The organism is Gilliamella sp. wkB7 (genome assembly GCF_001693435.1).
Taxonomy (GTDB): domain Bacteria; phylum Pseudomonadota; class Gammaproteobacteria; order Enterobacterales; family Orbaceae; genus Gilliamella; species Gilliamella apicola_N.
In genome coordinates this window covers 292,474-314,480 of record NZ_CM004509.1, presented here as the reverse complement: position 1 = coordinate 314,480, position 22,007 = coordinate 292,474, and the positions used below count along the sequence as shown (strand labels likewise).

Here is a 22,007-nt window from a genome sequence, read left to right as displayed (position 1 = left end):
GAATAATTGCAATAAGTTGTTATTCTAAATAAAGGTCTTGCATGGTTTTAAAATCTTGATCTGTAAAACCTAACTCTTGCTTAATGTAATTTGCTGGTGAGCCAGCCACTTTTTTCATTGTATCAAGAATTTCCATCATAAAACTGACGCGGGTATCGATTAAACTCAATAAATAACCGAGTACATCTTCATCATCGGTAATCTTACGATAGGCAGCCATTTTGATTTTATTTCGCTCTAAACGATTATCATGAGTCAGCATATAATCATAAATAATATCGGATTCAGATACACCTAACATAATTTGGATCAATAATACACCATATCCCGTTCTATCTTTACCGCCTCGACAATGTTGAAGACTTGGGCTGTTGTCGGCATCTAAAACAGCCTTTAACATTTGTCGATAAGCATTTTTAGATTTTTCACTTAACACAAAGTTACGATATTGTTCAAGCACTTGTATGCCTTCACCATTAACTAATTCTCGAGGGATATCTCTTAATACACTTTCAATCAATGCTTGATCTTCATTACTTGGGTCAGCTGCAAATTGAGCTGCAAGTTCCGCCGTTTGAGCTGATGCATCTAAATGAAATGTCTGTTTTTCCCCAATGGATGAATTAGGACTGGTTTTAATTTCGTTAGCACTGCGATAATCAATAATTGTTTTAATATTTAATGCCGTAATATATTGTTGTGCATCGGGTTTTAAACCATGAAGATGATTGGAACGATATAATTGTCCCCATTTAACACGTTTACCGTTCGCACCAACATAACCACCAAAATCTCGGAAATTATTCAAACCTGTTATTGGTAACGTTCTTTCACCAAATATTAAGGGTGATTGACCTTCCTTTTCTAAAATGAAATAAATACGCTTTTTAGCTTGTAACGGATCATCAAAAATCACCGGACTTTGTACATTTTTGCCAATCAATGTTTTAGTTTGGGTATGGGCATTAGCCTCTTGAGTCCAATAAAGATCAACGGATTGTTGATCTAATGAATCAAATGTTATGACGATTTGTCCTTGATTATTACGCACTGCTGATACAGCTTCTTTATTTTGTTTTTCCATCGTTTTTTACCTAATTAATGTAGTATACCCAACATCGAAAGAATCACTCCAATCACCATTACTGCTATAATTAATGAAACAGTATATTTTCCTTGGAATTTTCTGACTAAATAAAACACACCTAAAGCAAAAAGGATAGTCAATAAATTTGGCATGACTTTATCAAACATTTCTTGTACTTTGATTGACTGTTCACCAACTTCTATTAATAGGGGCGTTGAAACTTTAACGGTCGTGGCAATGAGGGAGCCGAGCACCATCACCCCCACCACATTGGCTAAATTACTAATTCTTTGAATGATATTTGAATTTTTAGATTGTTCGATAAGATCAACCCCTTTATTGTAGCCGTAATGAACAAAGAAATATTTGGTGAAAATATTGACTAAATTATAAATAAAGAACATCAATATCGGTCCAATTACATTACCTTGTAAAGCAAAAGCTGCGCCGATACTTCCGCAAATAGGCATCCAAGTGAATTTTAATAAGCTATCGCCCAATCCAGCAAAAGGTCCCATCAAACCCGCTTTTAACGAAATTACCGCATCTTTTTCTTCTTCTGTGGTTTTTTCTTCCATTGCAGCCGTAACACCCAATATCAATGCACCTGCGTTAACTTGGGTATTAAAAAACTCAAAGTGACGTTTCATGGCACGGATGCGTGTTTCTTTATCGGCATCTTTATAAAGTCGATCTAAAATAGGGATCATGCAATGCGCAAAACCGATAGTTTGTAATTTTTCATAATTAAAAGAAAAAGGTATGGTTTGTATACGCCAAAAGACACTATTGAGATCTTTTTTGGTAATTTTCTTTTCGTTATTCATAGATCATACTCCTCTTCAACTGCACTATTATTTACTGTAGATTTATCCTCTGTGTTATTACTTGAATTTTCATTCTTTTTACCAGCCATAAACGCCATGTCATATAAAACCGCAAACGCCAGTGCAATGAAAGTAATTGGGATAATAGGTAATTTAAGATAACTGGTTAATACAAAACCGAGTAAAAAGAAAAACCACATGGTGCCTTTTAATAGCATGAGTAATAAAATACAGATACCCACAGCAGGAATTAATTTTGACGCAACGCCCATACCTGTAATGATATCTTTTGGAATCGCATCTAAAATGGTTTTGATTAAATCACTACCAAAATAGATTGCTAAGAAACAAGGTACAGCACGAATCAGGAACCAAACCGGTGTAGAAAAGTAATGAACTTTGACCAATCCCTTATAACTACCATTTTGAATACTTTTTTCTGCCAATGGATTTAGAAAACAAGCAAAAGATCGCCAAACAATCAATAACTGCTGGCAAAGTATTGAAACAGGAAGCGCTAATGCGACACCTGCAGCAATTCCACCTTCAGTTGCAATGCCGAGTGAAACACCAATTATCGAACCTGCAACAATATCAGGTGCGGAATAGGCACCTACATTACCAATACCCATCCACATAAGCTCAAGAGTGGCACTGATTGCAAGTCCTTGAACCAGATCGCCCATAATAATGCCAGCTATCGTTCCTGTTAATAATGGCCGACGTAGCATTTGTGGACCAACATCATCTAATGAACAGATCCCCGCCCAAATGGCGACAAGAATAGCCTGTGTTAACATAGGTTAACCTCCAAATATAATTAATAAATAGATAATTAAGATTAATTAATCAGTGTTTTGAGTAAAACAACGGGATCTTTGGGAACCATTTGAATCTCAACAATCACATTTTTTTCAATTAGATTTTTGAATGCTTGTTCTTCTTCTGGCGTAACGGAAACCGCTCTTGATAATTGATGACGTCCTTCTTGCATGCGCATTCCGCCAACGTTGAGCTTTTCAAGCTCTAATCCTCCTGATACCAGCGCATCGACATCAATGCTGTTGGTAAATAACAACATAGTGCGTTTTTTGATAGGTGTTTTTTTGAGAATTTCAATAAATTGTTGAACGCCAAATACTAAGACTTTTAATTCTGGTGGGGCAGACATGGTTAATACCGATTGTTGAACTTTATCGTTGGCAACTTTATCGTTAATCACTAGAACCTGTTCAATATTATAATTTTTTACCCAAGTAGTGATAACTTGTCCGTGAATAAGACGATCGTCGATTCTTGCTACATTAATTGGCATATTGTTCTCCTTACAAATCAGTAGATTGTTCTCGTTGAGAATTTAGTACTTGTGCAACGTCAACACAGCTTTGCGGAAAAACTTCTTCAATGGCAGATTTAACGTCGTTAAGTGATCCTTCTCGATTATTTAAAACTTCAAGTAATACGGGAATATTGAACCCACTAAATAGCAATACATCACCATGTTGAATTAATAGTTCACCGGCAAGATTACATGGCGTACCGCCCATAATATCAACGAGAATAATGACACCGTCACCTTTATTCAGACTCTGATAATTTTCAGCCATCTGCTGACGTAGATTATCAATATTGCTATCAACTAAGACCGATATTACTTTAATATCTTGTTGTTGCCCCATAAGCATCTGGGCACATTCAAGCGCACCTTGAGCAAAAGGACCATGACTGGCTAAAATAATGGGTAATTGTCGTACCATTTTTAACTTCCTTTATCCAAACTACATTTAACAAAATGTAATAATGTTACTTTAAATTAATAAATATTTAGTAATAAAATTACATCTAAGTGTCAATTAAGTCATCTTTTTTTTTAAGATTTTTAGGAATTTGTGAACTTGATCATGTTTAACTTAAAAAATCCTTGAATAACATAATGTTGTATTCATGATTTGAAAGGTTAAAATAATTTAATAAGAAAGGGAATATGACAGCATTAAAGCCTAATGAGTAAAAAACGCTAATGTATCTTTGAGTAGAAATTAAAAAAATATCTTTTAAAACCGTTAGTTATGATGAGGATATTTACGTTTTTCGCGACTTTGAGTCTGCTCAAGCAAATGTTCATCATATTTTCGGATGAATAAATTGGTCAATAACATATTCATAACCGATATTTGCGAAATTTTAGAACGAATTGGAATCAGTCGTGAAGCATGCTCCATCGAGGTAGTATGTAACACAATGTTTGCTAATAAAGATATCTGGCTTTGCCCCATTTTTGTGATTGCAATAGAGGGCACTTTTAAACTTTCGGCAAGTTTTAATAACTCCACACATTCTGGCGTTTCACCTGAATGTGAAATAATAATGATCAAATCATTTTTACCGAGCGTACTAACAATATTTCGACTAATATGCGAATCAAAATGGCAGTTGACATCTTTTTTAATTTTAATGAGTTGATACTCCAACTCTTTTCCAACTAAACCGCTACTGCCCACCCCAAAAATAACGATCTTGTTACTCGCTATAATCAAATCAATGGCGTTATCCAATGCGTTAAGGTTTACGATTGAATGGGTATCATCGATAGAGGATTTTTCCATAGCCTGAACTTTTCTATTCACATCTTGCAAGGTATCATTAAGATTAATGTCATCTTGTAAGATGTCCGTACTCAATTTTTGTGGTGATGATGAAATAAGATCAACTTTAAAATCGCTAAATCCACTATAACCGAGTTTATTACATAACCTTAAAATAGTACTGGTACTAACATAATTAAGCTTAGCTAATGTTTGAATACTCATATTTTTTACTGCTTGAGAATGGCTTATAATGTACTGCGCAACCTCTAATTCTTTTACCGACAGGTCATTTTTTACTTCCCTGAGTTTCAAATTAATCATAGCTCACCTCGAAATTGAAATACCTGAATGTCAGTATAGTAAATAAGTTCAAAAATTGAAAAATATTTTAAATTGCACACAAAGAAGGTAATAATCAACCTTGATTCAATTATTTAAACAATTAATTAAAACAATGATATTAAAATAGCAGAATTGATTAAGTACTTATCTAAAATTTATTCGGTTTATTATTAATTTAGAATAGGGAAAATAAACGATAACTTAAAGGAAAGTGAATGATAATGATGTGTTATTTTGAGAAGGTTATGGAGGCGCGTCCCGGAGTCGAACCGAGGTAGACGGATTTGCAATCCGCAGCATGGCCACTCTGCCAACGCGCCGTAGTGCTCTGTCTCAACAGGTGGCAAATAGTAGCATTGGCTTTATTAATCGTCAAGGCTTAATAGACTATAATTACAGCAGTCATAATAAATTGATTTAAAATGATGCATTTTTCTTGTAAAAAAGTTTCAGGTCATGCATGTGTTTCAGTAAAAAATCGATTTTAGGTCACAATTACTTGATATAAATTGAGTACAAAATAATTAATAAAAGTCGTAAAATCAAAATTTGATTTAAGTGGTGTAAACAAACAATGAACCCTTAGTACCATTGAGAGGAAAGCGATCGCTTATTAAACGTGCTAATTATCAAAAATTTGACTCTAGTCAGATCTAATTTTTAATCCGACTTGTTCTTATAAGCTTTTACTTGAGATGGAAAGTGTTAGGAAAATAGAGCGATAGTCAATTAACTATAACGTTAAACGATAAGAGATGCATCATATTCATCAATAATTTTTTATAGGTTTAATGTTAATTATTGAATTAATCAGATTTATCATTTTACATTCGCCTATTTCTTTATGAATGATTAAACTTTATTGACTGTTTGTCAGAATTTTATAAAAAAGAAACGGTATAGACTCCTGAATAATTTTTACAGATTTAATGTTAATTATTTAATATAATTGAATTTATCATTTAATATTTGGTTATCTATTTATGATTAATTAACCCTTATTTACTGTTTGTCAGAATTTTATAAAAAAAGAAACGGTATAGACTCCTGAATAATTTTTACAGATTTGGTGTTAATTATCTAATATAATTTAATTTATTATTTAGTCTTTGTTTATCTATTTATGAATGATAAAAATTTTATTTACTGTTTATCAGAATTTTATAAAAAATGAAACGGTATAGACTCTTGAATAATTTTTACAGGTTTAATGTTAATTGTTTGATATAATTGAATTTATCATTTAACATTCGTTTATCTATTCATAAATAATTAAACTTTATTGACTGTTTATTGGATTTAATAAAATGAACTTTTCGGAATCGATAAAGGGGTATTTTGTCATAAAGTGTAAGGTTATGCTTAGATTTCAGAAAAAAATAAATTTAAGTAAAACAGTATATTCTTTGTTCAACTTGAATGAATTAGTATTTCAACGCTTCTAAAATCAATTTAAATACATTTGAATGACCTTTTTGGCTTGGGTAATAGATATAAAATGGTTCGTAAGTCATGGCAAAATCGGCTAATAATTCCACTAATGTTCCTTCTGCTAATTCTTTTTCTACTTCTAGCCGACCCACCCAAGTAATACCTAAACCATCTAATGCCGCCTGTTTACGGAGATGATTATTAAAAATTAATTGTGATGAAGGATGATAAATTAGAGTATTACCATTATCGTTAAATTCCCATGATAATTCTGCACCATGATGAGAAGAGATTCTTAATCCTATTAATTTATGATGATCTAAATCATTAATATGCTCGGGTTTTGTTGTATTTTTTAAATAATCTGGGCTGGCAACCAATGCCATTTTTAACGGCTCTGATATTTTTACTGCAACCATATCTTTAGCAAGATCGTCACCGATACGGCAGCCCATATCAAAACCTTGTTCAACAATATCGACCCAGCTATTGTCAGCTTGAATTTCAACTTTTATTTGAGGATATTGAGTTAAAAAATAGCGCAATTTAGGATAGAGAATCATTTCTACCGCAAGACTGGTCGAATTAATTCTGATTGTTCCCGACGGCGTTTCAAGAAAATTCGCTAAGGCATTAACTTCGTCATTAATCGATTTGAATAAGGGTGCAACTTGCTTAAATAACTGTTCGCCAGCTTCGGTTAATGACATACTGCGGGTGGTACGATTAAATAATCGTAAATCAAGACGGCTCTCTAAATTACGCATACTATGGCTCAGTGCCGAGGGTGAAATTTGTAAAGATTTGGCCGCTTTTACAAAACTGCCCGCTTGGGCTATCGTTATAAAGTAATTTAGTTCATTAAAGTTATGCATATTGGGTTGGATTAATGAATTTTATTCATCATACTATAAATCAATACCCTGTTTATCTCAATAAAATTACTGTTTAAAATCAGTTTATAAAAACATTGTGATCGTTTTTTTGAAGCAATCGTTTACCTAAGTCAATTTAGCAGCAAGAAAGGAGGAAGTTATGGATTACATTAAACTTGGCACGTCGAACATTGAAGTGTCGCGATTTTGTTTAGGGTGTATGAGTTTTGGCGATCCAGCCAGTCAAATGCATGCATGGACACTTGATCCTGATCAAAGTGAAGCGATTATTAAACACGCTCTTGATTTAGGCATTAATTTTATTGATACCGCAAATACTTATTCAGCTGGTACCAGTGAAGAATATGTAGGACGAGCAATTAAAAGAAACATTGCCCGCGATAAAGTTATTATTGCAACCAAAGTTTATTTTAATGAAGGTCATCTTTCCAAAAAAGCGATCGAGACAGAGATCAATGGATCACTTAAACGCCTTGGCACTGATTATGTAGATTTATATATTATCCACCGTTTTGACTATAGCACGCCGATAGACGAAACAATGGAAGCGTTGCATAATTTGGTTAAAGCAGGAAAAGTCCGTGCATTAGGTGCGTCCGCAATGTATGGTTATCAATTTCATAATATGCAATTAGCTGCCCAACAAAACCACTGGACACAGTTTGTATCGATGCAAAATCATTATAATTTATTGTATCGGGAAGATGAACGTGAGCTCATTCCTGTTTGCAAGCAATTTAATGTTTCATTAACGCCATATAGCCCTTTAGCGGCAGGCAGATTGTCTCGTTTAGAGTGGAAAGCTGACACATTACGCAGTAAAACTGATAAGGTCGCTATCTCTAAATACGACGGTACCCAAAATACCGATGCCAATATTGTAAAAAGAGTTCATGAAATTGCCGAAAAATATAATGTAACTATGACACAAGTGGCTTTAGCATGGCAGTTTGCTAAAGGAGTTGCTTCACCAATCATTGGTGCAACTAAAACGCAATATCTTGACGACGCAGTAGGGGCATTGAAAGTTAAATTAACGCAAGAAGATGTTACTTATCTTGAGGAACTTTACATACCACATCGTATTGTGGGTGCTTTATAACTCGAATTAGGTGATTGAAATTATTACCCTTAAAATGGTTTGATATCATTTTAGGGGTAATTGTCAAAAAGCTTGAGAATAGCCTTAAGGTTTAACTCTATCTTACTTTTAATTAAATCAATATCGGTTAAATTTTAACTTGATATCAAGCCATCAAATTCAATTTAGAAAAATTTACCAGCAATTCTATAACAAAATGAAATAATTAATTTTTAATTTTGTTACGAAAATTACTCATCTTATGTCCTACTGATTTGAAAGAGTGATCATTTATCTCAGTACTATTTCGAGTTTCTTCAAACTTAACTATTTTCTATTAAATTTTGTTCGCATATAGCCAATTTGCATAATGATATAATTTTTTTGTATTAAACGATTGCTACGCTAGTCACTATAATGTTAGTGGTAAGAATAATAAATATTATTTAGATATATTTAATATACTCAAATTTAAGGATTAATGATGCGAAGGATTTTTAATTTAGCCATTTTAATGTTGAGCGGTTTATTTTTGTTTGGTTGTGAACAAAAATCAAATCCAGAACAAGCCAATAAAACTGACAAAAAAGAGATCGTTGTTGGTTTACCGCCGAGTATGCACAATATTTTGATGGAGCGAGTGGTAAAACCAGAATTAGAACAAAAAGGTTATACGGTAAAACTGGTTAATTTTAGTTCTTTAAGAGATTCGAATACTGCGTTAGTTGAAGGTAGTATTGATATGAATGCAGCTCAGCATCAAGCGTATTTAGATGTTTATAATAAAGAAACGAATAACGACTTAGTATCATTAGTCCATATTCCATCTATTTCGGCTGCGCTGTTTTCACAGTCGCATCGGTCCGTTAATGAGATTGCCCCAAATCAAATAATTGCTATTCCTAATGATCCCTCTAATACCGCTAGGGCGCTGTTATTGTTGCAAAAATTAAATTGGATCACACTTAAACCAGACACAAAATCGGGTACGGCAAATATTAATGACATTGCTGAAAATAAGTATGACTTAAAATTTAGATTGTTATTATCAGAAATCATACCCAGAACGTTAGGTGAAGTAGATTATGCCATTATGCCAGGAGGTGTAGCATGGTTAAGTAAGATACCCGCTAATAATGTTTTATTTCAAGAACAGTTATCCCCTAATTTGGAATTAATGGTCGTTGTAAAAAAAGAGAATTTAAATACGGCATGGGCTAAAGAGGTTAAAGCGCTTTATCAGTCGGATGCTTTAAAAAGATTTATTAACGAAGATTCTGATGCTAAAGGTCGATTTATTTGGCCCCAACAGTAGATTGCATTATTTAATTTTTTGCAGGAATAACGTTATTATTGATAGAAAAATATTTACTTAATCAGTTATTGTATATATTTAAAGGATAATGATTATATTCAGTTAGTTATCTCTGTAACTAATTAGATAAACTGTGATTCGAAGTAGGTCTTTATTAATATTAATACTAAAATTTGCCCACATTAATAATGATTTTAATACGTTGAAGAATATAAAATATACTTTACTTGTTACTTGGTGTTTGAGCTTGGTGGGCTGCTTTGAAAGTAGTTCACTTGATCGTTGGATAGATAACCAGGCAATTAATGAAATTAAATTAACTATTGATGGCAATGAATTAACTATTCCAGCACAATCAGGCATAGAATATAAATTTGATTATGGCAAACACACTTTAACTTATAATAATGATTCACTAAACTTTATTGTAAAACCCGCTAAATTTGGCACAACAAGCTTTATTAATTCTACGCAAAGTAATTATTTTATCAATACTGTCGTTTATTCAACTTCAAATGTGAGTCAGGAAGAGTATGATAAAATTTCACAAAAAGAGCTCAAAAATCTTTCTGTTATGGTTGATGGTGAACAAGCAGAAATAGAACTTCCAACTGTCGAGATTAATGATGTATTCATCAATAAAATGGATACTTATTGGGATTATTCGTTTGATGAACCTTTTCCTAAAAAGTTATCTCAAAAGTTAAATTTACCTAAAGACTCGTATTACTTCGAAGACAAAAGAAAACTGTATCGAGAAATGGATTTTCTTGATTATTTGAAAAATGATGGGGAGGACGAAGCAATCAGCTTCCCTTATTAACCCAAAAAATTCACCGAAATTATCAAAAATGTATTTCCAAATATTGATTTAACAGCTGTAAAATGTGAAGCTGGTCAAACGTACATGAAAGAATTATTAAATGACTGGCATCATTTATTCATACTGAAAGGTGGAGATTTTGCAAGTACTTATAATAAACTGACATCAAATGAAGCAAGTTATCATAAAGCGTTGACAGAAATTACTGATGCTATTCATGATATCCCTGATGTGCATTTTTTGGTAATTAAATCATAATGCACTGATAATTTGGGAATTGTTTAAACGATATTCTTAATTCATTAGTCATAGATAGGCATAATGTTATTTGTAATCGTATTATGCCTGAATATTTTTCTTACGTTTCTTCTTTTATTTTATGTAATGATTACTCATTAAATTTTTAAAAATGTGTTATATAAAAAATGAAAAAATTAAGACAAGCAATCAATCAACAATCAAATAATAGTATGATAAATTTTTTGTTTTTTATTAGCTAGAACCATTAAGTAACATTATAACTTTGTAAGTAATTGTGTTATAATTTACACTATCTTTTAACAATCTTAACAAAATAATGCGATGAAAAAAATCAAATCTACTTTAACTCTTATTTGTAGTTTAACTTTAGTTGGCTGTTTCGACTCTACTTTCAGCAATAGTTCTGTTGATCGCTGGATTGACAATCCTACTGCAAACGAAATAAAAGTAACTATCGATGATAAAGAACTCACCATTCCTGCAAAATCTGGCATTAAATATGCTTTTGAGTATGGCAAACACACTTTAAAATATAATGGTGATTCACTTACTTTCATGGCAAAACCTGCAATATCAAACAATACTGGATTTATTAATCCAACACAAAGTAATTATATTTTGTTAACAACCTACTATACCAACAGTGATGAAGTCTATGATCGATTGATTAAGCCTTACCTTAAACTTATTCAAGTTTCCGTAAACGGTGAACCCGCAGAGATGGAATTACCAATACAAATTTTTAATGATGTATTTATCGAAAAAAATGGTAATTCTTGGGATTATTCAGTCGATGAAGAACTACCTGATTCCGTAACGGTTCGAGGTGAGAACCAATATCAAGCACAAAAGCGTAAAATATACCGCGAAGATGATTTTCTTGATACCATAAATTCAGAAGATATCGATGAAAAAGTGAGTCTTCCTTATACGCCTAAAAAGTTTTCTGAAATCAAGAAACATGTATTACCAACTATTGATTTAGATAAAATTGAATGTCAAGAAGGACGAGAGTTTCTGGTATCACAACTTCAAGATTGGAATAAATTTTTTACCACTAAGGGCAGTGAATCAGGTGATACCTATAAACAGTTAACTTCACACGAAACTTTCAAGAAAAAACATTCACTATGTTCTGGTCAAGACCCGAAACATACTTACCAATTCGCGACCAGAGAAATTGAAGACGCAATGGATAATTTGAGACAAATAAATTTCTTTGTTACCGAATAGGTGAATCTTTATTTAATAGACCAAAGCGATTATTAAATACCTAATAAAGTTTCATAAGAACTTACTAAGTGGGCATAAAATCAGTTTAATTTTATGCCCGTATTTTTTACTCCTATTTAATCTCATGCAACGATAAAATTGTTTAGTCATTTTTTACTTCACAAGATATTCTGTAATTTAATGCCTTAAGTGAAGGTTCGGTAAGACAACCAATCATGCGTAATTCAAATAAAATTATTGAGCTATATCACACAAATTATAAAAAAAGATTTATTTATAAATCATTCAAGATAATATCTATCAAATGTGTAAATAAATGAAAGGAATATTGTATGAGTAAAACTAAATTAAAATTAGCCGCTATTATCGGTGCTATAATTCTTAGCTCTTCGACGGCTTTTGCTTCACTTGAGGATGCAAAAGATTTAAAAATCATTAGCTATAATGTCTATAATGGCATGAAATTGGATGAGTCAGAAGGAAAACAAAAATTTATTGATTGGGCGAAAATGCAAGATGCTGATATTATTGCTTGGCAAGAAATGAATTTTTTTACTCGTGAAAAACTTGAAAAATTTGCTGCAAGTTATGGTCACAATTATGCGGTATTATTAAAAGAAGCACCAGATGATCCTGCCTCTTTCCCTGTTGCGATCACGTCAAAATACCCAATTGTGAATGTAAATAAAGTCGTTGATAATTTATGGCATGGCGCCTTATATGCGGATGTGGGTAATTATCATTTTGTAATAACCCATATGAACCCATTTTGGACGTCAAAAAGAATAGATGAGATCAACTTGATTATTGATTCAATCAAATACAGTACAGATCCAAAAGGTAAATGGATTATTGCTGGCGATTTAAATTCATTCTCCCCAGCAGACAAAACGGAATATGACAACAGCAAATTATTGGAAGATATCAAAGATAAACAAAAGAAACGACCAATCTTAGATAATCTTGTGAATGGTCAATTGAGTTATACGGTACAACAAAATTTATTGGATGCGGGTTATATTGATGCTTTAAAACTGAAAAACAAACAATTTATTTCAACCGCACCGACTAAAGTATTTTATGATCAGGCATCAACGCCATTGCGATATGATTATATTTATGTTTCTCCGAAACTTAAAAAAGATGTCATTGATGTTAAAGTTTTAAAAGATGAATTCACTGATACCTATTCCGATCACTATCCAGTACAAATGATCATTCATAATGAATAAGATCAATATTACTTAACTACTTAACTACTTAACTACTTAATTAATAAGCCATGCTGTAATAGTATGGCTTTTTTATATTCATCAATTTTAATGCTAAAAGTAAGGTTGTGATAAAACTCTCAAAAACAAAATGTAATTTAAAGTAATATTACTGTTTAGCAATTTTAACTCGGTAAATCTTTTTAAAGGATAAATAACGATGAAAAAAAATTTTTGGGTAGTTAGTTTGATTGGTCTGTTTTCACTGTGTTTTAATGTTTATGCTGATGAAGATCTGGTAAAAACACAATATCAAAGTTCGCCTAATAAAGTCTATGCCGAAGGTAAACAACCGCAAATAACGGTGGCTAATTACAATATTGCTGGTGGACTTAGGAAGCATAAAGTGGATCTAGATTTAGTCGCTAATGCCATTAAAGCCATGAATGCTGATATTGTTACACTTGAAGAAGTCGATCAAAAAACCTCTCGCAGTGATGGTTTGGATCAGGCAAAAGTTTTAGCTGAAAAAACTGGAATGCATTATGTTTTTGGTAAAGCGACTGAAATGAAAGGGGGAAATTACGGCAATGCAATTTTGTCTAAGCACCCAATCGAAAAAAATAAAGTTTTTTTATTGCCATCGGGTTCTTTCGAGCAAAGGTCACTTATGCTTAGCAAGATTAATGTTCCTGGATTTGATTCTCCTATTTATATCTTCAATAGTCATTTTGATTGGCATGAAGAAGATGAAGTGAGAATGTCACAAGCTCGATTTATTAATAGCATCGTTTTTGATGATCTTGATTTAGATGATGAGTTTCCTAATTTAGCAACGGGAATTATGATCTTGCTAGGTGACTTTAATTCTGTTGAAAGTGACAGGGTGATTAAAGAACTTGATAAATATTGGAATCGAGTTAAAAAAGATGGCGTTGATACACGTACTTGGCCAGCGGGTAATCCTGGATTAGATCTTGATCACATATTTACCAGTCGTAACCAAGTCTGGAGTGTAGAGCAATTAACCATACCTAATGATGGTAATGAGTGGAACGGTATTAAATGGCCATTAGTCAGTGATCATATACCTGTTATCGCTAAGCTAAAATTATTAGAACAATAATGAATGGGCGGTATGCCCATTTTTTATAAATAAAAGAATAACCAATTTAATCGCCAAGTTTAGCAATGAAATGTATGTAAAATAATTCACTCACCAATTCAATAAGCGTTTGGGTCACAATTACCGCTGGTAATAAAGGGATTGCGTTAGGTATAGCAAGAGCTAAAGGAAGTATTACCAGTGCATTTCGTGTGCCAGCACTAAATGCTATAGAGCGACTTGCACAACTAGGCAGATGAAATAGCTTGGCTATCCTCCAACCGAGTAATGGTGCAATGATGGCAAAAATCACATAATAAGGTATCACAATCAAAGCGGTTGCTGCGGCGTTTTCAAGTTGCGGTACAATGGCGATGATCACCACAAATAATGTGAGTGCCGTTGCAGGAACTGGCATTAAATTTAGATATTGGGCAACGGTCGAGCCAATTTGATTACGCTTAGCATAATATTGAACAATAGTAGCCAAAATAAATGGCACTAGTATTAACTCAATAAAAGCATGAATAAACGGAGCAAGTTGAATTAGGCTTTTAACTTCATCCCCAATAAATAAGCCTAGATAAATTGGTAATAGTAAAATTTGCATGAATAAGAGAATTGGCGTTGACATCATCAACGATTTTGCATCGGCTTTCCCAAGATGCGAAAAAGTGACAACGTAATCAATGCATGGTGCAAGCAAAACAAATAATACGCCCAGTTTTATCAAAGGATCATGAGGTAAAAATAAAGCTAATATGCCAACAAACAGCGGAATTATCACAAAATTAGTGATTAATAAGGCTGCAATAAATCGCCCATAGAGTAGAAATCTTTTGAATTCAGTAATAGGAACTTGTAGAAAAGTGACAAATAACATAAACGCAAGCACTGGATTTATCACTATGACTAATACACTCGTACCTTGTATACAAAAAGCTAAAATAATGGCAACGACAATCGTCACAAAGTAAAGGGTAATTTGTTGTTTTTCTAATAATTCTTTGATAGTTGGCATATCAATGATAGATTTTTATTTAAAGAAGATTGTTTTACAGCTTAACAGAAAAGTAGATGTTTATCTTCATACTCATTGGTAAAGTATAGTTTGTTCGTTTTCAACTTCATTAACAGATATTTTTTACTCGTGATTATTTGTTACTGAAAAAGTTTCAACTCAAAATGATTATTATGAAAATCCATGAGGTTAAGCAAATTAACTTAATTAAAAATTTTAAACAGAAAGCACTAACTCATTTAAAAAACTCAATATTGTGAATCTCATCACATTGCACAATAAAAGTGAGCATATTCCTGAAATGATTAAATGCTTCCGTTTTTAATTACTCTTTTCTTTCCTAACTGTAAGTTAATTAAATTAAATTTACTCAATCTGGGATTTATCACGCCACATTTAATATTTCGTTTTGTTAAAACCAAAAGTATTTATTGAGGAATATGAACAAAGTAGAAACTGCTATCACGATCACAATTTATTTTTTCTAACCCGTTTATACTACTTATTGAATTTGTTAATCTTTTTCTTAAGTTTTGTTATCGAAAGTGAGGTAGTAATGAAAAAATGTATGAAAAATTGGATAACTGTGGGGATATTGTCCACTCTGTGTTTACCTATCCATTCTGTTTGGGCTAAGGATTATCAATTGTCTGGGAAGAATACGACTATTAAAATTTCGGATAGTGATAATCAAAAAAGTATTACTTCCTTAGATTTTATTAATGCTAAAAATAGTGATCAAATCAAGGTGAACACCTTGTTTGAAATTACACTGAGCTCGGGCAAAAAATTGACGGATAAAGATTTTCAATTAAAAACATTAAAACAAAATGATAATAATTTAACGTTAACCTATACTGGTCATGATCTTAATGTTGAAACGTTATTAAATTTGAATGATGATAATCATTTTGCGAGTTTTGAACTGCAAATCACCCCTAAAACTAAATCACTTTCAATGACGGCTATTTCTTTGATGCCATTTCATTCACAAGCACCTTTTGTTTATGGTTCTGTGGTGAGTTCACCCATTATTAGTGATACCTTTTTTATCATTCCTGAAAATCCGCTAACAAATACCGTTGCTTATGAAGGGGGCGTTTCGCAAAAAATTCCTCAGGAAATTCCTTTACAAGCAAATCATACTTTAAGTTATAAAACCTATATCGGTACTTTTGAAACAGGTCAGTTAAGACGCCATGTTAACCAATTTATTAATTATGTGCGTGAACGCCCTTATGCACCTTATTTACACTATAATTCTTGGCTTGATATTGGTTTTTTTAATCCTTATACCGAAAAAGAAGCATTACTACGCATCGATCAGTATGGAAAAGAATTGGTAGAAAAACGTCATGTTAAGCTCGATGGTTACCTATTTGATGATGGTTGGGATAACTTAAAAGGTAACTGGGGATTTGGCAGTAATTTTCCTGATGAATTTAATAAACTAAAAAGTGCTTCGGAAAAATATCATGCTGCATTGGGTATATGGTTGTCACCATGGGGTGGGTATAACATACCACGCGATACTCGTGTTAAAAATGCATCTGAATTTGGTTATGAAACAATGGATGGCAAATTGGCACTATCAGGACCTAAATATTATGCCAATTTTCATAAACGTATTATTGAGTTAATTAATCAGCAAAATATCAGTATGTTTAAACTTGATGGCACAGGTAATGCTGATAAGGTTATTGCAGGTAGTGAATTCACCAGTGATTTTGATGCTGCTATACATCTAATTAAAGATATGCGCAGTGCTAATCCTAATTTGTATGTCAATCTAACAACCGGTACACAAGCCACACCATCTTGGTTGTTTTATGCTGATTCCATCTGGCGGGGAGGTGATGATGTTAACTACTATGGTCCAGGTACAAAAGTTCAGCAATGGTTGACTTATCGTGATGCGGAAACCTATCGTTCAATTATTATGAAAGGTCCTTTATTTCCATTAAATTCGTTAATGTTACATGGCATTGTCTATGCTAAACAGGCCAAACATCTACAAAAAGAGAGCGACACTGATTTTGCTGATCAAGTTTGGAGTTATTTTGCAACGGGTACTCAACTGCAAGAAATGTATATAACTCCTGAATTACTTTCAACTACAAATTGGGATACTTTGGCTAAAGCCGCTATCTGGGCGCGTGATAATCAACATGTATTATTTGATACACATTGGATTGGGCAAGATCCTACCAAATTAGCAGTTTATGGTTGGGCAGGTTGGTCAAGTGATAAATCAATTATTACGTTACGTAATCCGTCTGATAAACAGCAAGTTTACTATCTTGATTTACAAAATGATTTAGAACTACCTACCAATGCCGTTCAACATTTTCAAATCAATATTGATTATATAAGTAAATCTCATGCAGATAAACCAGCCAAAATTGACAAAACTGCAATGATAACATTAGCTCCATTTGAGACAGTGATCATGTCTTTAACGCCTCAGTAATCATAAAACACCTTACCTTACTTTGTTAAGGTAAGGTGTTATCTTTAAGCGATTAAATAGAGTATTAATTAAACTTGAAGAATTAGTAATTAAATAATATTAGATACATTAGATTATCAACAATCGTTAATAACAAATTTATATACATCGACAACCTAGAAACATCCTACAACGATTTGATTACACTCAACAAAGAGTGAACAGCCATTTATATTCTTTAAAAAAGTTTGGCTAGAAAACAAAGTGAATAAAATAAAAAACTCACAATTTGCCTATTAAATTGGCAGATTATTCAGTTATCTTTAATCAGACAAGTTAACTTCAGCTTTTCTTCTGGCAAGGTAGATAGCTTTATGATTATCATTAGCCCACTTGATAAGCATATTCATTGGTTTTAAAAACGATTGTCCTAAATCGGACAAAGCATATTCAACACGGGGAGGGGCTTCGGCATAAATGGTTCGAATAATATAACCATCTTTTTCGAGTTTTTTTAATGTTCGCGAAAGCATTTGCCGAGAAATATCATTAATTTCTTTATGCAAAACACTAAAACGTATTGTTCGGTTTTCAAGGGTTTTTAAAATTAATAAGCTCCATTGGTCACCGATTCTATCAAGCACATCACGAATCGGACAGGGATGATCAAATTGGATCGACGTATCATCAAATAGTTTGGTCATTTTAACTCTATTTTCTAGTAATAATTAGATAAGTCACACCGATGTGACCTAGTTACATTCAGGTTACTTATTGTTTTAGTTCAATTTTATTGTTACCATTTAATAAGTCTACATTATAGACTAATAAAAATTGATTGCACAGATTATTGAGTTTAATTGACTATTTAGGAGTGGATATGAGTATATTAAAAAACAGTATTGTAGCAATATCATTATTATTTATAACAACTGGTGCAATTGCCAATGAAAAACCAACTCGTGATATTGCCCAAGAAGAAAAGAATAAAACATTGGTAGTTAATTTTTATAATGATTTCTTTAATAAACATCAAATAAGTAAAGCAATAAATAGTCTTACTGAGGATTATAAACAGCATAATCCTTATGTTCCAGATGGTCGAGAGGCAGTTGTTACTTACTTTTCCAAATTTTTCAAAGAACATCCTCAATCCAGTGCGCAAATTATTCGTACCGCTGTAGATGGAGATCTTGTTTGGCTTCATGTTCACTCTAAAGAAAATGAAAAAGATCTGGGTAAAGCGGTACTGGATATATTTCGAGTCAAAGACGGTAAAATTGTTGAACATTGGGATATCATTCAAAATGTGCCAGCAACTGCTGCAAATTCTAATACCATGTTTTAATGAGTATTCGCCTTAAACCAATATTATTTTAAAAGATAGGATATGTTAATTAATACGACGTTTTAGCAAATGTCCAATTTAAATAAAAGCACTTAATGAGTGCTTTTATTTATTATTCTTTCAATATTTAATTGTTTCAACTACCTAAATTTTCACTATTTAACATTTTTAGCGTATACAGAAAATACAATTTATTTGCTGGATTTATAAAAACATTATCCCTACATATGTATCAAACTGAAACAACAATAGTGAAAGCCTCTATATTTTTCTTTTCATTTTTTAATAAACCCAATATACTTGCCAACCTATTAATTGATAATAATTATCATTATTAATTGCGTGGTTAGTATTCAATAATTATCTATCACTTAACATATTGATTAATATTATGGAAGGAATCAGATATGAAACATAAAAAGACAGGCCTATTATTACTCTTTATGAGTTGCTCTCTCCACGCTGAATCATTGATAGGTGAGAACCTCACGTCTGATAAGGATGATAAGCAACAAAAAGTCACTGATAAATCTAACTCACCGAATTCAGTGAAAAATAACGCTCAAAATGATGATATTGATGATGTTATAACTGTTATTGCTCGATCGACGTCTCAAGATGAACTTAAAAAGATTAATAGTGTTATTGCAGGTCGTTCCACACTTTCTTCAAGACTAATTGAACAAAAACAAGCAGACAATGTCGCCGAATTACTCAATACATTACCGGGTGTCAGTTCTGCAGGATCAGTAAGACCAGGCGGACAAACTTTAAATATATGGGGATTTGGTAAAGTTGAAGATGTCAAAATTATTGTTGATGGTGCGCAAAAAGGCTTCCAAAAATATCAACAAGGTTCAGTATTTGTTGAGCCTGAATTATTAAAACAAGTGGAAGTCAATAAGGGTCCACACGATGTAAAGTTTGGTAATGGTGGCTTTGGTGGTGTGGTCAAAATGGAAACGAAAGATGCGATAGATTTGCTTGATCCTGACCAATATGTAGGTGCTTTGGTGAAATACAGTTTCCATTCTAATAATCATCAAAATATGGTGACGAGTGCCGTTTATGGACGAACGCAAGATGATATGTTTGATGGGCTGGTTTATTACACCAATCGCAATAGTGGTAATTTTAAGCGACCAGACGGCTCCAGATTTGTCTTTTCAGAAGATGATATGGATACCTACATGGCTAAGTTAAATTTTAGACCCAATGAAGAACATACATTCACGGTTTCAGGTATTCGTTCTAAACGTGATTCATGGCAACCATGGGCAGCTAAATATGTCGAAAAAATGACGCCCCCAACGGCTGCTCAAATTAAAAAATATGGTTATAAAGCTGCGTGGTTAAGAAAGTTAGTCAAACGCGATCAAACCGATGAATCAGCCCAATTTAAATGGAACTATCAACCAACTTATAATCCATTTATTAATTTTACTTTGCATACCACTTATTCTAAAACCAAACAGCATGATACGCGTCCGAGTAAATATAATCCCGTTTCATCATTGGGCACAATGGGTAACGAAAGTTGGGTTAGCTATACGGATAAAACAGTTGAACTTGAAAATATCAGTATTTTTTCAACGGGACCCATTGATAATGCTTTAAAAATCGGTGCACAAGTACATTTACACGACCGTGATACCTTGATGTATTATAAGGGTTATGAAAAGAAACCTAACTATAATCATGGTTATTTTCAACCTGCTTATATGCCATCTGGTAAACAACAGAATTATAGTTTTTATATCCAAGATGAGCTTTCTATTGATACTTTTGTTCTAACACCATCACTTCGTTATGATTATGTTCGTAATCATGGTAAGCAAAATTATGCCTCAGCCTACAATGACCCAGATCCTCGTTTTGGCCATGACTATTCACCCGTGAATTATTCTGGTTGGACACCAAGATTTGGAGCCTATTGGCAGACAACACAAAATATCGGATTTTTTAGTGACATTAGTTACGCATGGCAAGCACCGACAATAGATGAAACCTATGAAGTGCAATTTACCCCTAAAAATGGTGGTTCAGGTAAAATCAGTGCCACAAGCCGTAATTTAAAAAAAGAGCGTAACTTGTCAATTCGGGCAGGTAATATTCTCGATTTCAGTAATATATTATTAGAAAATGATAAATTACAAATCAGAAATACGTTATTCAGACAGCAAGTTAAAGACGAAATTTTCATTACGCGTGGCTTTAATGGTTCAATTTGTGGACCCGGTAACTCATGCCCGCTTGGTCAATCCAATTATCATAATGTTCCGGGTAAACTTGTGATACAAGGTTTTGAATTAGAAGCTTTCTATGATAGCCGATATTGGTTTGCCAGTGCCACTTACTCTATCCAAAAAGGGGAACGTGATTCAACACCGCAGGCAATATGGATGCATAACAAAACCTATGTGCCAACGATTGCTCCGCGCACGGCAACTTTAACCACTGGTTTTAAAATACCTGAATGGAATGTTCGGGCAGGTTGGAATGCTCAATTTGTGAGAAAACAAGATCGCACAGGCCTTGAAGATAGAAATCATGATGGTATTAAAGATCTGGGCGCTTACGGTTTAGGGCGTTCGTCAGGCTATTCAATTCACAATTTATTTGCAACATGGCAACCAACATTTTTACCGAAAGCGGAAGTTAAATTAGCTGTTGATAATCTATTTAATAAAGATTATAGACTCTATTTAGGTGAAAATACCTATGGATTAGCGCGTAACTTTAAAGCCAGTTTTTCATATCGATTCTAGTGTGTATATTCAAATTCTGCTAAATAATGGGCAGAATTTGAAAATTGCAATTTATTTTATTGATATCACATTATGCTTTTAAAAATTTTGTACTCCTTTAAAAAAGTAATTTTTAATTATGGATACGATTTATTTTAATCGTTGAGATAGCCGAAGTTTGACTTTTTTGCACTTAAAAAAAGCTGCGATCTGATGACTTATTTTTTCAGTTATCTTGATGT

General features: G+C 32.8%; 19 protein-coding genes and 1 tRNA gene. 10 read left to right on the top strand and 10 right to left on the bottom strand.

Annotation, left to right across the window (positions count from 1 at the left end):
• Positions 1–19: 19 nt before the first annotated feature.
• The 8 genes from A9G17_RS01345 to A9G17_RS01310 form a co-directional block, all read right to left on the bottom strand.
• The gene (locus A9G17_RS01345; RefSeq protein ID WP_065737148.1) at positions 20–1,084 is read right to left on the bottom strand and encodes a tyrosine-protein phosphatase; all 1,065 of its coding nucleotides are present in this window, start codon (positions 1,082–1,084) and stop codon (positions 20–22) included.
• Between the two features lie 14 nt (positions 1,085–1,098).
• Positions 1,099–1,914, bottom strand: a complete 816-nt coding sequence (locus A9G17_RS01340; RefSeq protein WP_065737147.1) for a PTS system mannose/fructose/sorbose family transporter subunit IID — start codon at positions 1,912–1,914, stop codon at positions 1,099–1,101.
• Positions 1,911–2,714 (bottom strand): PTS mannose/fructose/sorbose/N-acetylgalactosamine transporter subunit IIC, encoded by an 804-nt coding sequence (locus tag A9G17_RS01335; RefSeq protein ID WP_065737146.1) that lies wholly within the window; start codon positions 2,712–2,714, stop codon positions 1,911–1,913. The genes A9G17_RS01340 and A9G17_RS01335 overlap by 4 nt, the downstream gene beginning before the upstream one ends.
• Before the next feature lie 41 nt (positions 2,715–2,755).
• Positions 2,756–3,229, bottom strand: coding sequence for a PTS sugar transporter subunit IIB (locus A9G17_RS01330; protein ID WP_065737145.1), 474 nt, complete (start codon positions 3,227–3,229; stop codon positions 2,756–2,758).
• A gap of 10 nt (positions 3,230–3,239) precedes the next feature.
• Positions 3,240–3,671 (bottom strand): PTS sugar transporter subunit IIA, encoded by a 432-nt coding sequence (locus A9G17_RS01325; RefSeq protein WP_065737144.1) that lies wholly within the window; start codon positions 3,669–3,671, stop codon positions 3,240–3,242.
• 306 nt (positions 3,672–3,977) lie between these two features.
• Positions 3,978–4,823 carry a MurR/RpiR family transcriptional regulator gene (locus A9G17_RS01320; protein WP_065737143.1) on the bottom strand — a complete coding sequence of 282 codons (846 nt, stop codon included), beginning with the start codon at positions 4,821–4,823 and terminating at the stop codon, positions 3,978–3,980.
• Positions 4,824–5,090: 267 nt separating this feature from the next.
• Positions 5,091–5,164, bottom strand: a tRNA-Cys gene (locus A9G17_RS01315).
• Between the two features lie 1,104 nt (positions 5,165–6,268).
• Positions 6,269–7,150 carry a LysR family transcriptional regulator gene (locus A9G17_RS01310; protein WP_065737142.1) on the bottom strand — a complete coding sequence of 294 codons (882 nt, stop codon included), beginning with the start codon at positions 7,148–7,150 and terminating at the stop codon, positions 6,269–6,271.
• 160 nt (positions 7,151–7,310) lie between these two features.
• Here A9G17_RS01310 and A9G17_RS01305 point away from each other — a divergent pair, with 160 nt between their 5' ends.
• The 7 genes from A9G17_RS01305 to A9G17_RS01280 all read left to right on the top strand — a co-directional run bounded on the left by A9G17_RS01305 (position 7,311) and on the right by A9G17_RS01280 (position 14,221).
• Positions 7,311–8,273, top strand: a complete 963-nt coding sequence (locus A9G17_RS01305; protein WP_065737141.1) for an aldo/keto reductase — start codon at positions 7,311–7,313, stop codon at positions 8,271–8,273.
• A 463-nt stretch (positions 8,274–8,736) separates the two neighbouring features.
• Complete coding sequence (locus A9G17_RS01300; protein ID WP_176714237.1) at positions 8,737–9,567, top strand: MetQ/NlpA family ABC transporter substrate-binding protein; 831 nt, start codon at positions 8,737–8,739, stop codon at positions 9,565–9,567.
• A 202-nt stretch (positions 9,568–9,769) separates the two neighbouring features.
• Positions 9,770–10,390, top strand: a complete 621-nt coding sequence (locus A9G17_RS01295) for a hypothetical protein (protein WP_141677530.1) — start codon at positions 9,770–9,772, stop codon at positions 10,388–10,390.
• Positions 10,391–10,474: 84 nt separating this feature from the next.
• Positions 10,475–10,648, top strand: a complete 174-nt coding sequence (locus A9G17_RS13015) for a hypothetical protein (RefSeq protein WP_176714236.1) — start codon at positions 10,475–10,477, stop codon at positions 10,646–10,648.
• A gap of 324 nt (positions 10,649–10,972) precedes the next feature.
• Positions 10,973–11,884 (top strand): hypothetical protein, encoded by a 912-nt coding sequence (locus A9G17_RS01290; RefSeq protein WP_065737138.1) that lies wholly within the window; start codon positions 10,973–10,975, stop codon positions 11,882–11,884.
• Between the two features lie 332 nt (positions 11,885–12,216).
• Positions 12,217–13,116: an endonuclease/exonuclease/phosphatase family protein gene (locus tag A9G17_RS01285; RefSeq protein WP_081301632.1), complete on the top strand. Its 900-nt coding sequence runs from the start codon at positions 12,217–12,219 to the stop codon at positions 13,114–13,116.
• Positions 13,117–13,315: 199 nt separating this feature from the next.
• A complete protein-coding gene (locus A9G17_RS01280; RefSeq protein ID WP_065737137.1) occupies positions 13,316–14,221 on the top strand; it encodes an endonuclease/exonuclease/phosphatase family protein in 906 nt (301 codons plus the stop codon).
• 46 nt (positions 14,222–14,267) lie between these two features.
• On the opposite strand, the gene A9G17_RS01275 is transcribed toward A9G17_RS01280, so the two are convergent.
• The gene (locus tag A9G17_RS01275) at positions 14,268–15,221 is read right to left on the bottom strand and encodes an arsenic resistance protein (protein WP_065737136.1); all 954 of its coding nucleotides are present in this window, start codon (positions 15,219–15,221) and stop codon (positions 14,268–14,270) included.
• A 568-nt stretch (positions 15,222–15,789) separates the two neighbouring features.
• Here A9G17_RS01275 and A9G17_RS01270 point away from each other — a divergent pair.
• Positions 15,790–17,691 (top strand): alpha-amylase family protein, encoded by a 1,902-nt coding sequence (locus tag A9G17_RS01270; RefSeq protein WP_065737135.1) that lies wholly within the window; start codon positions 15,790–15,792, stop codon positions 17,689–17,691.
• Positions 17,692–17,993: 302 nt separating this feature from the next.
• Here A9G17_RS01270 and A9G17_RS01265 read toward each other — a convergent pair whose 3' ends face one another.
• Positions 17,994–18,374 (bottom strand): winged helix-turn-helix transcriptional regulator, encoded by a 381-nt coding sequence (locus tag A9G17_RS01265; RefSeq protein WP_065737134.1) that lies wholly within the window; start codon positions 18,372–18,374, stop codon positions 17,994–17,996.
• A gap of 176 nt (positions 18,375–18,550) precedes the next feature.
• Here A9G17_RS01265 and A9G17_RS01260 point away from each other — a divergent pair, with 176 nt between their 5' ends.
• Both A9G17_RS01260 and A9G17_RS01255 read left to right on the top strand, forming a co-directional pair.
• Positions 18,551–19,018: a nuclear transport factor 2 family protein gene (locus tag A9G17_RS01260; protein ID WP_176714235.1), complete on the top strand. Its 468-nt coding sequence runs from the start codon at positions 18,551–18,553 to the stop codon at positions 19,016–19,018.
• A 407-nt stretch (positions 19,019–19,425) separates the two neighbouring features.
• A complete protein-coding gene (locus A9G17_RS01255; RefSeq protein ID WP_065737133.1) occupies positions 19,426–21,786 on the top strand; it encodes a TonB-dependent hemoglobin/transferrin/lactoferrin family receptor in 2,361 nt (786 codons plus the stop codon).
• Positions 21,787–22,007 lie beyond the last annotated feature (221 nt).